The sequence below is a fragment of the Sphingomonas sp. genome (assembly GCF_024508665.1).
In the GTDB taxonomy this organism is placed as follows: Bacteria; Pseudomonadota; Alphaproteobacteria; order Sphingomonadales; family Sphingomonadaceae; genus Sphingomonas.
On record NZ_JANINP010000006.1, the window covers coordinates 1,231,263 to 1,245,422 of the forward strand.

A 14,160-nucleotide genomic window follows, 5' to 3' on the forward strand; every position below is an offset into this window, starting at 1 on the left:
TTGATGGAGGCGCTTTTCGGCCCGCATGACGATCCGCAATCTCGATAACGCACTCAAGGTGCGGCTATGCGTGCGGGCGGCCGTTCATGGCCGCTCGATGGAAGACGAGGCGCGGGATATCCTGCGCTCGGCTCTCGTGACCGAGGAAAGGGCTCAGGGGCTGATCAGTTCGATCCGAGCGCGGCTCGGGGCCGTGGGCGGCGGAATCGACTTGGCCTTGCCGAAGCGAGAGGCAATGCGTGAGCCGATCGAGTTTGATTGATGATCGTGCTCGACACCAATGCCCTGTCCGAATTGTTGCGCGTTCGGCCAGATTCGCGGGTAGCCTCTTGGGTCGAGGCACAACCTGCAGCATCGATGTTCACTACGGCCATCACCGGCGCAGAATTGCGGTTGGGCGTAGCGATATTGCCTGATGGCGCGACGCCAGGCGTTGGAGAAGGCTATTACCGGCCTTCTGCGGGAGTATCTTGCCGGCCGGGTTCTTGCATTCGACGACGACGCGCCCGATCACTATGCAAACATCGCCGCGGCCAGGCGCGAAAGCGGACAGTCGATCAGCCAGATCGCCGCGATCGCGCGTTTGCGTGGCGCCCGCCTCGCCACCCGGAAACGTTCGCGACTTCATCGGTTGCGGTCTTGAGATCGTCGGCCCTTGGCTTGTTTTCCCCGCTTTGGCGCCACAGGTGGTCAAGAGCCCGTGCTTTGCCTCGACTGTCCGTGTCATCGGGATAATGCGGTTCTCGCTATCGGCTGATGATGTCGATCTCGAAAGGCGCCGCGGATAACAGGCTCGCGTGGTTGGCCAGAACCCGGCCCGGGCATGGTCCAAAACCCAATGTCAGGATCGAGGCGGCGATCGGGGCACTGCCCGGCGCGCCGGGACCGCTCAGCTCGGTGCAGGATGGCTATGAACGTCGCTCGATAGTGCGACATTTGCCGACATGCGCCGTTCGATTCCATTTAAGGATCGAGCTCCCATGACCGCCATGATTCCCCAACTGACGATGCCCTGGCCGCAGGCTCGCCAGATCGTCGATCCGCAAGCCATTCCGAGGCGACCCGATGCGCATCCGGATCAACGGCTCGGGGTCAACGATTTTTGCCTGGTGCAGGATCGCCAATCGCGCTGGCACTGCATGGGTATACTGAGCGACGAGGGAAACCGGACCTTGTTCCATGCCGTGAGCGATACGCTCCAGGGAGATTATCGCTTTCTCGAACGCATCGGCTCCGGAGCAGCTGACGACGGGCCGGCAGACATGTGGGCGCCCTTCGTCACCTGGGCTGGACAGGACGAGGCTTTCCTCTTCTACGCGCATCTGCCGCGCCGGGAGGACGGATCGGCGCCCGACGTCACCTTGCGCCGCTTGTCGAGTGACGGAAATCTTGCGCGTTGGGCCCCGCATCTTTTCGCAGGCGAGAAGGACAATATCGTCTTTCGCGAACCGCACGTCCGCGATCCGCAGGTCTTCTGGGACGACGCGTTGGCCTGCTATCTCCTCTATTATGTGATCGGTGACGGCTGGGTCGATCCCGAAGCCGGTAATGTCGTTCGCGTGCGGACCTCCACCGATCTACGGACGTGGAGCGCGCCGCGGACCGTGCTGGCCCCGCCGCCCGGCTATCGCGCCGCGGAATCGATCTTCGTCCAGGTTCGCGACGGGCTCTACTACATGTGGGTATGCGGGTTCGATTACGGGCGGATGTCGCTCTACGTCTCCGATAATCCGTTTTGTTTCGGTGATCCCGTTGACAACAGGATGGTCGAAACGACCGGTCACGCGCCCGAGATCGTAACGATCGACGGCGTGGATTGGATGGCGTGCGTCTCGATTTCGAGCCAGGCGGGCTTGCCGCCGGCGATGCACGATTTGCCAGGTGTCTGGATCCAGCCATTGGAGTGGCGGCCGATGTCCGACGATGAGACGCAGCGCGTTTATCGCGGTTGAGCAATTGCCGGCCGGGGCTCGGTCTGGCGGCTTTGGCGCGTCGGTCAGGAGCGCTCGATCGAGCGCCAGGGCAACCATTATTTTGGCGTGCCGCCGCTACGCATGTGCCTTGTTGACTTATGATATCAATATTGATATCAGCCTTGGAAAGGAGCCACATCAAGATGGACAACAAGAAGGTCGAGTTTCTCGGGTCATCCTATAAGGATCTCCTGAGCATGCCCGAGGAGATAATTGATCAATTCGGTTATGAGCTCGGTCTCGTCCAGAATGACATGACGCCCGACGGCGCCAAGCATCTTACCAGGACGTTCGAGAATGGCGTGTGGGAATTGCGGGATAGCTACGACGGTGATGCTTATCGGGCCGTCTACTACCTTAAGCATGAGGAGGTCGTTTTCATCCTGCATTGCTTCAAGAAGAAGTCGACAAAGGGTGGAGAGATTCCCGCAGCCGACAAGACCACGATCGATGCACGGCTGGCGGCGGCCAAGCTCAGGATCGTGCAGATGAAAAAGGATCACGGAAAATGACCACCAACATTGGATATACCGTACCTGCTGGCGAGAGCGTTCTCGATCATCTTGGTCGTAGCCCCTCCTTTGCCGCCAAGGCGAAACTCGCGGTCATCATTACCAAGACCATCCAGGAGCTTGGGTTGACCCAACGTCAAGTGCAGCAACGCACCGGCATCCCCCAAGCCAGAATTTCGGAGATCTGTCGGGGAAAGCTGAAGGACATTTCCCGTGAACGTCTGGAGGATTGTCTACAGCAGCTTGGGCATGACGTGATCATCACCGTCGCCACAGACCGTCACGACGGCGTCGGTGAACTTCGCGTAGAGCGATCCGATCGTATTCCGGAGCTTGCATAAGCGAAACCCCCGCCGAGTTCTTGGTGCGTCAGGATGATCGCCCTGGTACCGGCCGCGAAAACGTGGCCGCTCGGTGGCGCAGGCCAAACTCGATTGAGGCGGCTCTTATCCTGATGGGAAGGACAGCCCGGGCGGGATCGTTGACCATAGGTGCCGTTCCACATCCTGCCTGCCGTGCAGGACGCGCATGATCTCCAATCGGTCGCCGTAGTCACGGGAATAGATCATGTGCTAACCACTGGAAAGTTTCCAATATTCGGCCCGCTCATCGGCCACCATCCCTTGTCGCTGTCCAGCAGCCACCGCACGGGAGGCGTTGGGAATTTCATCGGTGTAACGGTCGGCCTGATCCGGTCCCCAATTGTCGGCGCTATAATCCCAGATACCTTCGACATCGGCTTGCGCCGCTGGCGAAAAGGCGAGGGTCTTCACCTGCCTTCATACCCTGCCCGCTTGCGGGCCTTGAATGCCTCGAAATCAAAGGGGCGGGGTTCTCCGGATTGCTCCCCGGCGATCAGGGCATCGCGCAACGTCGTCACCTTCGCTTCGAGCTCTTCCAAAAGCCGCAGCCCGGCCCGCACGACATCGCTCGCCGAGCCATAGCGCCCTGCTCGCTGATGAAGCTGGTGAAGTGATCTCCGATCGTCACCGACGTGCTGCGGGGCATTGCCACTTTCCATTTTTCGGTACGGCGCAGTGTATGCCAAAAAAGTATCACTTTGCAGTCGCCTTCCACTTTTCTGTACGTCCTAAAGATGTACCGAGTTGACGAGCTGAATGCGCTGGCGTACATTTTCAATGCGTACAAGAAGGAGCTTGCGATGCCGCGTGCCACTGTGGAAGACAACAAGCGGATGAGCTTGCGGGTGACGCCGGAGGCGAAGTCGATGCTCGTCCGCGCCGCGGCGCTTCGCAGCGCGGACCTCACCTCGTTCGTGACGCAAGCTGCACTTCGCGAGGCGGAAACTGTATTGAGGGAAGCCGACAGGATAGAGGTTTCGCAGCGCGATCATGCGCGTGTCCTCGCGTTGCTCGAGAATCCTCCGAAGCCGAATGCCAGACTCAAGGCCGCCATCACGGCACTGCCTGACACGCTGTGACCATCCTGCCTTGGCGTGAAGAGCCGATCAGCAAGAAGCATGATCGGCAAGCGTTCGACTGTGGCGACCGGGATATGAACGCGTTTCTGCTACGCTATGCGCGCCAGAGTCATGAACAAAATGCGTCGAAGACATTCTGCGCGATCGATGCTGCCGTTCCCGGCAAGGTGTTAGGATTCTATACAATCACACCGTCTTGCGTCGCGCATGAAGATGTTCCGGCGGGAATGGTCAAAGGACTCGCACAGCACGAGGTGCCTTGCTTCAAGCTGGCCCGTATCGCAACCCATCTCGATCTCGCCGGACAGGGGCTTGGCGGTCAGCTCCTTGTTGCCGCGGCACTGCGTTGTCTGCGTATCGCGGCAGAGGGCGGCGGCGTACTCCTCGTCATTGATGCCAAGAATGAGCGCGCGGCCAAATGGTACGCAAGCTATGGAGCGGAGCCGTTGCGCGACAAACCTTTGACCCTAGTCATGCCGTTGGCGACTTTCGCCGCCGACCTCAAGGCTAAGGGGATGCTCTGAAAGCGTCACCAGCCCTGGCCGGCGCGATCGGTGGAGCCAGCTCTCTCGGTGCGTCTTGACGCCCTTCAATACAGAAACGTCGGCCCGGCCCGTAACGTCACGCTCTGCGCGCCGAGTGTCTGGTCGATAATGCGGATCGCGCCATCGGAGTCATTGGTCTTGAACACGCCTGTTACGATGTGCTCGCCGAGCTTGCGATCCACGATGTAGATCGAGGCGGAACGGGGCCGGTTGAGTTCGTGGACAACCATGCGGAGCGTGGCGCGTAAAACGACCTCGTTGCCGTTAGTCGAGATGCAAGCCATGCCGAACCGGGAGTGGCTTGGTTTGGCCCACGCTCGCATGGCGAACGCGCATCCATGCCGCCCGAGGCCGGCCCAAGTTGGTATCTCTGGTAAATCGGCGTCTCCGCCTCCTTCTCTCAGCGCCCGCGCGCCGGCCAGTGCGGGAATTCAGTCGCTCAGGCGTTCAAATTCCCGAAAGCCTGCGCGGGCAGGGATTCGGGGAGCGGCTTATGAACGGCGTCGATGGCGCAGGGCTGTTGGACTGGACCGACATACGCCCGGGCCTTGTCCGCTTCCTGACCAGGCGCACCGGCTGTCCGGCGGCCGCCGAGGACCTGACCCAGGATCTCTGGCTTCGCCTGCAGCGCTCGAGCGACCGTGTCGCCAATCCGGTCGCCTATCTGTTCACCGCCGCGGCCAATGCGGCGTTTGACTGGCGCCAACGCGAACTGCGTTCCCATTTGTGCGACGCAATCGAAAGCCACGAGGCAGTCCGCGATGAGGCGCCGTCACCCGAGCGCATCGCCAGCAGTCGCCAGACGGCTGACCTGCTTACCTCGGCGATCGCCGAGCTGCCGCCCAAATGCCGGACCGCCTTCAGGCTCTGCCGGATGGAAGGCCTGACCATGCGCGAGGCCGGCAAGCGCATGGGCGTTTCCGAGCGAACGATCGAGAACCACCTCGCCAAGGCAACGGTGCATTGCCGCAACCGGCTGCTCGATGCGGGCGCCTGGCCCTGAGGGTGCGAGGGTGGCGGGGCAGCGGATATGACCGGCGATCGTTATCGTTTATGACCCGGCCGGTGGACGATTCCCCGATGCCGGTCAGCGACGCGTTGCTCGAGCAGGCCACGCGTTGGCATGCGCGCCTCGCCGACGCGCCGGACGATGCGGGTCTGCTCCGCGCTGTCGAAGACTGGAAGGGTGAGCATCCCGATCATGTCGCGGCGTTCCTGGAAGCTGGCAAGCTCTGGGCCTTGCTGGGGCCGGTGCCCCGAACGCGCCGGCCGCCGTCGCGTCGCGCGATAGGGTTGGGAATGGCGGCGGCCGCCGTCTTAGCGGTATTCCTCGTGCCTGGCTTCGGCCATGCCCTCGAGAATTGGCGCAGCGACGTCGCGACGCCCGTGGGGCAGGTTCGTACGGTCGATCTGCCCGACGGTAGCCACGTCACCTTGAGCAGCGATACCGCACTTGCGTACGAGGCCGGGCCCGGAGGGCGCACGGTGCGTATCCTTCGCGGAGAAGCGTTTTTCGCGGTCGAGCATGACGAGGCTCGCCCGTTCCGGGTCGATGCCGGCAATGCCCAAGTGACCGTGCTCGGGACGCGCTTCGACGTCGACCTCGCCGGCGATCGGACGCGCGTCACGGTCGAAAGCGGCAAGGTGCGTCTGGACGGACCGAGCGGCCGGGCGTTCCTGTCCGCCGACGAGCAAGGTGTCGCCGATGCGGTGCAAACCGTCAGCAGATCGGTCAACGCCGCCGACGCCACCGCGTGGCGATCGGGACGGGCGGTCTTCTTCGACGCACCCTTGACCGAAGTGGCCCGCGTGCTGTCGCGCTATCGTGCCGCCGGCATATACGTCCTGGGCGCGAAATTGCGCGCGCAACACGTAACCGCCTCGTTCCGGACCGATGACGACCAGGGCATGATCGCGGCGCTCCAGGTCGGTACCCGGGCGCATGTCACGACGCTCCCCGGCGGGATCGTCTTGCTGTATTGACCTTGGCGGGCATTCGGCCATGCAGGGTCGGAAATATTTCCGGGCGGACTAGGGGACGAGCCGCCTGAATCGAGTCACCCCCATGGCGGCCCAACGAATGGCCGTGCCATTTTGAGGGGGTTTTGATGTACAAGACGAGCCGTGCCACGCAATTCAAGCTGGCCTTGCTCTCCATGAGTGCGCTCGGCGCGCTCGCATTGCCTGGCGCCGCCTGGGGCCAGGCTGCCGCTTCGGCGTCGCAATCGACCTACGACTTCAACATTCCAAGCCAGTCGCTCGCGCGCTCCCTGAGCGCGATCGCCGAACGCGCGAACATCCAGGTCATCTATCCTGACAAGCAGCCGAACGATATCGTCGCGCCAGCCGTCAAGGGCACGATGACCGTCGAGCAGGCGCTGGCAACGGCTCTGGCCGGCTCGCCTTATACGTTCAGCTTTCCTCGGCCGGGCGTGGTGACGCTGGTTGCCGCCGGTGGTGATGGTGCCTCCGGCGAGCGTGTCCTCGGAGCGGTGCGCGTCCAGGGATCTCAGGTTGCCGGCGGCAGCCTGGCGGGATCGACGCCGGTCAATGGGATCAACGGATCGCGTGACGTGACGGCGACCGAAGGAACGGGGAGCTATACGTCCAACGCTTTGACGGTGGGATCGAAAACCGCAGCGTCGATCAAGGACACGCCTATGTCGGTGTCGGTTCTCACGAGCCAGCGCTTGCAGGACCAGAACATCACCGACCTCAATTCGGCGATGCGTAACATGCCGGGCATCACCGTCTACAACCAAGGCTCTACCGACAATTTGGGCTTTTACTCGCGCGGCTTTCGGATCACGCAGTTCCAATTCGATGGCGGCGCGCCGATGAACATCAATCCGAGTGGCGCCGGCTATAGGCCGGTCATCGACCTGTCGCTCTACGACCACATCGAGCTCGTTCGCGGAGCAACGGGAACCTTCAATGCCTATGGTGACCCCGGAGGCGTGGTCAATCTGGTGCACAAGAAGCCGCTCGATCACCAGCAATTCACCCTCGATATGCAAATCGGCAGCTGGGATTGGCATCGGATCAGTGCGGATTTGACCGGTCCGCTCGCCTTTGGCGGCAAGCTGCGTGGTCGATTGATAGCAACGCACCAGGACAATAATTTTTTCTACAAGGTAGCCAACTCAAACCGTAACGTGGTGTCTGGAGGCCTCGAATATGACCTCACGTCTTCGACGTTGATTAGTGTTGGGTTAAATTATCAGAAGAACAACGAGCTACCATTTATCGGCGGGTTAATGCGATATAGCACCGGAGAGCCGCTCGGCCTGCCGCGCTCAACCTGTTTGTGCTTCAACTTCGCCAAGACAGATACCGAAAATAAGGAATTGTTCGGCCAGATCGAGCAGCGAATCGGCGCAAAATGGACAGCAAGGCTCAAGGCAACTCGAATCAAACAGGACGCTATCTCGATTTATCCGACAGTTACCGGGGAGCTCAATCCGAATACGCGCGACGATCCGAATGCTCTAACCGGCATCTATGCTGGCACAGATCAGTATTATTATTTACATGATCGGCAGACCATGCTCGAGGCGACATTGGATGGTTCATTCCGCATGTTCGGACGAGGCCAGAAGATAGTAGTTGGCGCGAACTATTCCATGGAAAACCCTGCGGGATCCGCCAAGGGCATCGGCTACGATATTTACACCGGCGATTTCATTCCCTTTCCAGGAAAGCAGCCGTACGCCGGATCAGATGTTGATGTGTTTCATTTCGACCCAAATGAGTGGTTGGAGCCTACATTCCCAGCAGGATTTTCTGGCAAAACAATCTATGGCGATTATCGCTATCTGAATGTCTATGCGAATTTAGAGCTAACACCGATAAAGAGACTACATGTTTCAACCGGTGTGCGCTATTCTGCTTATCGGCAACGCGGGCTCAAGCAATTTGTCTGCGATTTATATTCAGTGCAAGACTCGTCTGGCCCCTGCTTTGGCAAGCAAATCGGTGAGCTGACGTTCTTCAAATACGGTGAGTCGATTGGATCCCAATATAAGGGTCACTCCTTTTCCTGGCCGCCATCGGTGCAATGGCATTATGATATCACCGACAACCTGAGTGGTTCTGCGATCTACACCGACATCTATATCGACCAGTCGAGCAAGCTCGACAAATCAGGCGCACCTATGCCGCCGGTCACGGGCAAGAATTTCGAGGGTTCTCTTCGATGGGCTTCGCCAAGCGCCAAGCTCAATGCGGGCTTATCGGTATATTATACCAAGCAAATCGGATATGCCGCTGACGATCCAATTTGCCAGGGCGACCAGCGCGATCGCCGTTGCACCAATGGGTCGACACGGAACTCCGGGCAGTTGAACGACCAGAAGAGCTGTTGTTATATTTTCAATCCTAATCAGCAAAACATTAGCTATGGCGCTGATTTCGAGATTTCGGGCGAAATCAGTCGTGGATGGCAACTTTCGACAAGCTATAACTATAATTACACTTATGTTAAGAACAGCCAGCTACCTGACGGCCGGCCCGCGCCGCTCCTGTCTTTCGCACCGCGGCATCGGTTCCAGCTATGGACGAGCTACAATTTTTCCGAGACCTCACGGTTTAATGGCCTGTATTTTGGCTTCGGAGTTCAGGCGCAAAGCGAAACCTTTCAAACCGGTAGCTATTGCGCATCATATGTTGTCGATCCCAGCAACGGCTATTCCAATTGCACCGCGTGGGTGGATTATGCATTCACGGATCCGGGCCGGGTCGTCCTTAGCGGGGCGGTGGGGTATAAAGTCAATAATGTGCTGCGGCTCGACCTGCAGATGGAGAACCTGCTCGACAAGACCTACTATGAGCAAGTTGGAGGTACGACCGGGGGTAACTGGTATGGTAGTCCTCGCAGTTTCAAGCTGAGCTTGCACGGTAAATGGTAGTCAGCTTCCCTCGCGCCAATTCTTAGACGCGGTCAGGAGTCCCGGCGTTGAGGCGCCGGGGCTCTTTCTCATGTGTGATCCTCGTCTATGGACGACTCTTGCATTCTTCCAAATGCCCAGCGCCTCTCACTCTGTTCAGTAAAGAAATGTATGGCCCGTCGGCAGCGTTACGCTTCGCGCGCCCAATGTCCGGTCTATGATGCGCACTGCCCCTTCGGGATCGTCGGTCGCGAAGACGGCGGTGACGATGCGATCGCCAAGCGTGTTGCTCATCAGGTAGATCGGAGTGCCACGATAGCGATTGAGCTCGGCGACCACTTGGCGGAGCGGGGTTCGGCGAAACACGATCCGGTGCTGCCGCCAGCTGTCGTTGATCAGCGCGTCCGCGGGCAATTGCTGTAGCTTGCCATTGGCCACCACCGCTTCCTGGCCGGCGCCAAGCACCACCGCGGCGGCAGGCTTGCCCGCTGGCGTAACGCGGACATGCCCTTCGGTCACCGAAACGACCGACTGCGCGTCGTTGAGGCGGATGTTGAACTTGGTGCCGAGCACCCGAACCGTGGCATCGCCCGCCCGGATCGTGAACGGCCGGTTCGAGTCATGGGCGATCTCGAAATAGGCCTCCCCATCGACCAGGCGCGCGCTCCTGCCCATCCGGTTGATCGTGAAGTCGAACGCCGTTCGGCTGTTGAGCGTTACCAGCGAGCCGTCCGCCAATCGGATCTTGCGCATCGCGCCCGCGCCCGTGACCTCGTCGACGCCCAAATAACGGATCCACTGCATGGTCGGGGGGGCGAGCGCCAGCAACAGGCTGGCTGCGATCGCATAGCCGATCCAGCGCCGGGACCGGGTCTGGCCGGGCAGGTTCCAGCGGCGATGATAGTGACTGGACGCTTCCTGCGCCGGGCCGGCCGACGCTGCGAACATCGCCTCGGCCTCCGCGAAGGCGAACTCGTGCGCCGGGTGCTGCCGTTTCCATTCCTCGAATGCGGGGTTCGTATCCTTCTCGGCCTCGCGCAGGCGCATCAGCCAACCGATCGCGGCTTCATAATGCGCCGGCGTCGGTTCGAACCGCTCGGGCCCCATCAGCCAATCCACGTCGGGCGAGGCATCGCCCGGCCCTAGGGGGAGGGGGCCAGCTCCCTGTCGATCGTCACCGTTCATGGCCATAAGCCAGCTTCGCCCATCCGGTCGCGCAGAAACAAGAGGGCAGCGGCGATCTGCTTCTTGGCGGTCGAACTGCTCACACCCATCCGTTTGGCGGTTTCACCGAGCGACAATCCTTCGCCACGATAGAGGAGGAAGGCCGTACGGCGCCGTGGCGGCAATTCATCGATCAGCTCGCGCAAGTAAGCGAGACTCTGCCGCGACTGGACGAGGCGGTCATGATCGGGGGTGTCGTCATGCGCGTCGTGCTCGTCGCCGCCGGCGATCATGTAGCGCGCCTGGAAGCGATGCTGGCGCAGCCAATTGAGCGCGAGATTGACGACGATACGCTGGAGCCAGGCATCTGGGTTGTCGAAATCGCCTTCGTCCGCGCTCTTGGCGATGCGCAGCCAGACTTCCTGCGTCAGGTCGTCGGCGGCTTCCTGACTGCCGGTCCGCCGCCAGAAGAACGCCCGGATGCGGGCGCGGCGCCGGTCATAGGCTTCGGCCAGGGTTCGGGATGAGGGAGCTGTATCGGAGGGGCATTCCCGCGGAATCGGCGCCCGCGCGACATTGCTGCGCGCAGGCGCACCAGGGAACAGGATGAGGTTTTTGGCCGGCTCTCCCATCTCGTAAGCCAAGAACGCGTTCCGATTGGATCGACCGCAATGGGGTGAGGCATTGCCGCCGGGGAGGCTGGGTTCGATCGAGGGGCAAGAGGGGAGGGAGCCGCGGACAGGCCGCGGCTCCCGACGTCAGCACTCATAAAGATGGCGAATGGCCTACCACTTCCCATGCAGCGACAGCTTGAAGCTGCGCGGGCTGCCGTAAAAGTTGCCGCCGCCGATGCCGCCGACGGTTTCGTAATAGGTCTTGTCGAGGAGATTCTCCATCTGAAGGTCGAGGCGCAGCGTGTCGTTGACCTTGTAGCCGATCGAACCGCTCAGGATGACACGGCCTGGATCGGTGAAGTTGACCGGCACCGACGCGTTATCGGCGCACCTCTGGGCGCCTGGGATATCTGAATTCGGGTCTGGAACGTAGGCAGTGCAATAGCTGTCGGTGACGAAAGTCTTGCTCTGCGCCTGCGCGCCGAAGCCCAGATAAAGCCCCTTGAAGCGCGAACCCTCGTCGAAAGTATAACTGGTCCAGAACTGGAAGCGATGCCTAGGGGCGAAGGCCGTCAATGGCTGCCGCTGCCCGTCGAACAGCTTGCCGCCCTTCACGTAATTGTAATTGAAATTGTAGCTCGCCGATAGCTGCCAGCCCTTTCGAATTTCGCCTTGCACTTCAAGATCGGTTCCATAGCTGATGTTCGCCCGCGTCGGATCGAAAACGAAGCAGCACGACGTAGGGTGATCGAGCTCCCCCGGTGTTGTGGTCGTCGAGCTGTCTGTGCACCTAGGGTCTCTCGTTGAGCCGGAGCAGGCGGGATCAACATATAGATAGCCATTTTGCTTCGTATAGTAGCCGGATAAAGTGGCATTCAACTTCCGACTGGACGGTTGCCATTTAATCATCCCTTCGAAATTACCCCCCGTAATGGGTGGGGTCGGATTCCCATGGATGTCTAGTTGGCTCGACTGATTGATATATATGTCGGTATAAATTGCTGAAACGGTAACATTGTCGGACAGATCGTAACGCCACTGAACGGAAGGGGGCCACGAGAAATTTCCACCGCCAATCTGAGTGCCGACCCGGGACACGACAAGATCGCCCGTCTTTTTAGTACCGCACCCATTTCTATTCAGCGTCACAAAAATCGCATAACACACAGAAGATCCCAGACCTCTGTTACGGTATTCAGAATAGCGTATGCTCGTAGATAAATGTAGGTGCTTGATTGGGGTTAGTTCAAGGCTAACGTAGGTATTAAGATATCGATTGTCTCCGTAAAGTATTTTGCTACTATACCCGCCAGGAATTATGGGATCTCCCCATTCATTGGCGTTAAAATGAAATGCGTCAAATTCTGCACTATTTCTGCGAGTGAACTGAAGCGGCTGTAAGGTGTACAGATCGGCGTAGAGTCCATTGGTTGTTCCGGCAGGATTCTCCATGGAGTAATTTCCTCCGATAACGATTTTTTGATCTTGTCCAAATAGCCTGAATTTTCCGTCGATAGTTGCCTCGAATAGCGTTTGCCGTTCATGTCCGTAGTAAAATGACGACGGATACGCACCAGCGCCTAGCAGTGTATAGGGGTTTACGGAACCTGTTACGCCTGGACGTATCGTAACTTGAGTTTGGGTAATGCGCGTGCCCTTAAGTTTTAGAGTCCATTGATTCCCTAATCGCTGTTCGATTTGACCAAACCATTCCTTGTTTTCTGTATCGGCCTTCGCGAAGTAAAAACAGAAGCAGGTCGAACGTGGTAAGCCAAGCGGTTCGCCATTCTCATAGCGCATCAGCCCGTTTGAGAATGGCAAATCGTGGCTATCCTGATAGTTGAAGCCCGCGCTAACAAGCGTCGTCGACGTTAGGTCATATTCGAGCGTTCCGGACAGTACATTGCGATTGGCCTTGGCAATTTTGTAGAAGAAATTGTTGTCCTGATGCGTCGCGATGAACCGTCCACGCAACTTGCCGTCAAAGGCAAGCGGGCCGGTAAGGTCGACGCTGATTCGGTGCCAGTCCCAACTCCCGATCTGCATGTCGAGCAGGAATTGCTGGTGATCGAGCGGCTTCTTGCGCACCAGGTTGATCACGCCCCCCGGGTCGCCGTAGGCGTTAAACGTACCAGACGCACCACGTACCAGTTCGATATGATCGAACAGCGAAAGGTCGATGATCGGCGTGTAATTGGTGGAATATCCGCCGGCCAGCATCGGCGCGCCACCGTCAAACTGAATCTGAGTGATTTGAAACCCACGGGAAAAGAATCTCAGCTCATCGGCGGAGTTGCCGGTTGTGATCGTTACGCCCGGCAAGTTGCGCATCGCACCGTTGAGATCGGTGATATTCTGATCCTGCATCTGTTGATTGGTCAGCACCGATACCGACATCGGCGTGTCCTTGATGCTCGCCGCGGTCTTCGAGCCGACCGTCAGCGCATTCGAGGTATAGCTGCCAGTGCCTTCGGTCGCGGTCACGTCTCGCGAGCCATTGATGCCGTTCACCGGTGACGAGCCTGGAAGCTCGCTTGCGCCACCCTGCGCCCCTTGCACGCGTACGGCGCCGAGGACGCGTTCACCACCTCTGCTGGCATCGGCTGGCAGTTTGACGAGTGTGACGACGCTGGCCGCGGTGAAACGATAGGTGAAGCCGGTTCCCGCCGTCAGTCGCGCGAGGGCTTCGTCGATCGTCATTCGGCCCTTCAACGCGGGAACGTTCACGGCAAGGGGCTCATTGTCGGTGTAGACGACCTGAAGACCCGTGGCCGACGACAATGCGGTCAGTGACGTCGCCAGCGATTGCGCGGGAATGTCGAGATCATAGGTGCGATCGGGAGCGGATTGCGCGAGCGCCGGGGTCGCTACGATCAAGCCGGGCGTCAGCGCGGTAAGGGCGAGCGCCGCAATTCGGATGGCGCGGCGCGACTGGCCGCGGGTCGAGGTTATCATTGTAATCCCCCCAAGATGGTCGATTGGTATGGGAGCCGCCGGTTCGCGGTTGCTCCGATACGATCGACGT

Annotated in this window: 16 protein-coding genes; 10 read left to right on the forward strand and 6 right to left on the reverse strand. The window is 59.6% G+C overall.

All coding sequences use genetic code 11. The features are described from left to right. The first annotated feature begins 25 nt into the window (after positions 1–25). From Q0L25_RS14630 to Q0L25_RS14650, 5 genes are all read left to right on the forward strand, one after another. On the forward strand, positions 26–262 hold the full coding sequence (locus Q0L25_RS14630) for a hypothetical protein (RefSeq protein ID WP_296615460.1): 237 nt from the start codon (positions 26–28) through the stop codon (positions 260–262). Between the two features lie 153 nt (positions 263–415). Beyond that, positions 416–643 (forward strand): hypothetical protein, encoded by a 228-nt coding sequence (locus Q0L25_RS14635; protein WP_296615462.1) that lies wholly within the window; start codon positions 416–418, stop codon positions 641–643. A gap of 337 nt (positions 644–980) precedes the next feature. Then, a complete protein-coding gene (locus Q0L25_RS14640; RefSeq protein WP_296615465.1) occupies positions 981–1,952 on the forward strand; it encodes a hypothetical protein in 972 nt (323 codons plus the stop codon). A gap of 164 nt (positions 1,953–2,116) precedes the next feature. Then, positions 2,117–2,485 (forward strand): type II toxin-antitoxin system RelE/ParE family toxin, encoded by a 369-nt coding sequence (locus tag Q0L25_RS14645; RefSeq protein WP_296615466.1) that lies wholly within the window; start codon positions 2,117–2,119, stop codon positions 2,483–2,485. Then, complete coding sequence (locus Q0L25_RS14650) at positions 2,482–2,826, forward strand: helix-turn-helix domain-containing protein (protein WP_296615468.1); 345 nt, start codon at positions 2,482–2,484, stop codon at positions 2,824–2,826. The genes Q0L25_RS14645 and Q0L25_RS14650 overlap by 4 nt, the downstream gene beginning before the upstream one ends. 231 nt (positions 2,827–3,057) lie before the next feature. Here the strand turns inward: Q0L25_RS14650 and Q0L25_RS14655 are convergent, their stop codons facing one another. Then, on the reverse strand, positions 3,058–3,258 hold the full coding sequence (locus Q0L25_RS14655; protein WP_296615470.1) for a type II toxin-antitoxin system RelE/ParE family toxin: 201 nt from the start codon (positions 3,256–3,258) through the stop codon (positions 3,058–3,060). Further along, positions 3,255–3,506: a type II toxin-antitoxin system ParD family antitoxin gene (locus tag Q0L25_RS14660; protein ID WP_296615472.1), complete on the reverse strand. Its 252-nt coding sequence runs from the start codon at positions 3,504–3,506 to the stop codon at positions 3,255–3,257. Before Q0L25_RS14660 ends, Q0L25_RS14655 begins: the two co-directional genes overlap by 4 nt. A gap of 75 nt (positions 3,507–3,581) precedes the next feature. Here Q0L25_RS14660 and Q0L25_RS14665 point away from each other — a divergent pair, with 75 nt between their 5' ends. After that, entirely contained in the window at positions 3,582–3,926 is a 345-nt protein-coding gene (locus tag Q0L25_RS14665) for a DUF1778 domain-containing protein (RefSeq protein ID WP_296615474.1), read from the forward strand. After that, positions 3,923–4,450, forward strand: a complete 528-nt coding sequence (locus tag Q0L25_RS14670) for a GNAT family N-acetyltransferase (RefSeq protein WP_296615476.1) — start codon at positions 3,923–3,925, stop codon at positions 4,448–4,450. Before Q0L25_RS14665 ends, Q0L25_RS14670 begins: the two co-directional genes overlap by 4 nt. A gap of 65 nt (positions 4,451–4,515) precedes the next feature. Here Q0L25_RS14670 and Q0L25_RS14675 read toward each other — a convergent pair whose 3' ends face one another. After that, on the reverse strand, positions 4,516–4,701 hold the full coding sequence (locus Q0L25_RS14675) for a hypothetical protein (protein ID WP_296615478.1): 186 nt from the start codon (positions 4,699–4,701) through the stop codon (positions 4,516–4,518). 263 nt (positions 4,702–4,964) lie between these two features. Here Q0L25_RS14675 and Q0L25_RS14680 point away from each other — a divergent pair, with 263 nt between their 5' ends. The 3 genes from Q0L25_RS14680 to Q0L25_RS14690 all read left to right on the forward strand — a co-directional run bounded on the left by Q0L25_RS14680 (position 4,965) and on the right by Q0L25_RS14690 (position 9,378). Continuing rightward, a complete protein-coding gene (locus tag Q0L25_RS14680; RefSeq protein ID WP_296615481.1) occupies positions 4,965–5,474 on the forward strand; it encodes an RNA polymerase sigma factor in 510 nt (169 codons plus the stop codon). 62 nt (positions 5,475–5,536) lie between these two features. Next, the gene (locus Q0L25_RS14685) at positions 5,537–6,454 is read left to right on the forward strand and encodes a FecR domain-containing protein (protein WP_296615483.1); all 918 of its coding nucleotides are present in this window, start codon (positions 5,537–5,539) and stop codon (positions 6,452–6,454) included. A gap of 125 nt (positions 6,455–6,579) precedes the next feature. Continuing rightward, a complete protein-coding gene (locus tag Q0L25_RS14690; protein WP_296615485.1) occupies positions 6,580–9,378 on the forward strand; it encodes a TonB-dependent receptor in 2,799 nt (932 codons plus the stop codon). A gap of 135 nt (positions 9,379–9,513) precedes the next feature. On the opposite strand, the gene Q0L25_RS14695 is transcribed toward Q0L25_RS14690, so the two are convergent. The 3 genes from Q0L25_RS14695 to Q0L25_RS14705 all read right to left on the reverse strand — a co-directional run bounded on the left by Q0L25_RS14695 (position 9,514) and on the right by Q0L25_RS14705 (position 14,090). Next, positions 9,514–10,476: a FecR family protein gene (locus Q0L25_RS14695; RefSeq protein ID WP_296615487.1), complete on the reverse strand. Its 963-nt coding sequence runs from the start codon at positions 10,474–10,476 to the stop codon at positions 9,514–9,516. Positions 10,477–10,538: 62 nt separating this feature from the next. Then, on the reverse strand, positions 10,539–11,165 hold the full coding sequence (locus tag Q0L25_RS14700; protein ID WP_296615488.1) for an RNA polymerase sigma factor: 627 nt from the start codon (positions 11,163–11,165) through the stop codon (positions 10,539–10,541). 141 nt (positions 11,166–11,306) lie between these two features. Then, on the reverse strand, positions 11,307–14,090 hold the full coding sequence (locus Q0L25_RS14705) for a TonB-dependent receptor (protein WP_296615490.1): 2,784 nt from the start codon (positions 14,088–14,090) through the stop codon (positions 11,307–11,309). Positions 14,091–14,160 lie beyond the last annotated feature (70 nt).

What these genes read in the sequence shown, in the direction of transcription:
- Q0L25_RS14630 (WP_296615460.1), top strand. Translation starts at nt 26, where the DNA reads ATGACGATCCGCAATCTCGATAACGCACTCAAGGTGCGGCTATGCGTG.
- Q0L25_RS14635 (WP_296615462.1), top strand. Translation starts at nt 416, where the DNA reads ATGGCGCGACGCCAGGCGTTGGAGAAGGCTATTACCGGCCTTCTGCGG.
- Q0L25_RS14640 (WP_296615465.1), top strand. Translation starts at nt 981, where the DNA reads ATGACCGCCATGATTCCCCAACTGACGATGCCCTGGCCGCAGGCTCGC.
- Q0L25_RS14645 (WP_296615466.1), top strand. Translation starts at nt 2,117, where the DNA reads ATGGACAACAAGAAGGTCGAGTTTCTCGGGTCATCCTATAAGGATCTC.
- Q0L25_RS14650 (WP_296615468.1), top strand. Translation starts at nt 2,482, where the DNA reads ATGACCACCAACATTGGATATACCGTACCTGCTGGCGAGAGCGTTCTC.
- Q0L25_RS14660 (WP_296615472.1), bottom strand. Translation starts at nt 3,506, where the DNA reads ATGGAAAGTGGCAATGCCCCGCAGCACGTCGGTGACGATCGGAGATCA.
- Q0L25_RS14665 (WP_296615474.1), top strand. Translation starts at nt 3,582, where the DNA reads ATGTACCGAGTTGACGAGCTGAATGCGCTGGCGTACATTTTCAATGCG.
- Q0L25_RS14675 (WP_296615478.1), bottom strand. Translation starts at nt 4,701, where the DNA reads ATGGTTGTCCACGAACTCAACCGGCCCCGTTCCGCCTCGATCTACATC.
- Q0L25_RS14680 (WP_296615481.1), top strand. Translation starts at nt 4,965, where the DNA reads ATGAACGGCGTCGATGGCGCAGGGCTGTTGGACTGGACCGACATACGC.
- Q0L25_RS14690 (WP_296615485.1), top strand. Translation starts at nt 6,580, where the DNA reads ATGTACAAGACGAGCCGTGCCACGCAATTCAAGCTGGCCTTGCTCTCC.
- Q0L25_RS14705 (WP_296615490.1), bottom strand. Translation starts at nt 14,090, where the DNA reads ATGATAACCTCGACCCGCGGCCAGTCGCGCCGCGCCATCCGAATTGCG.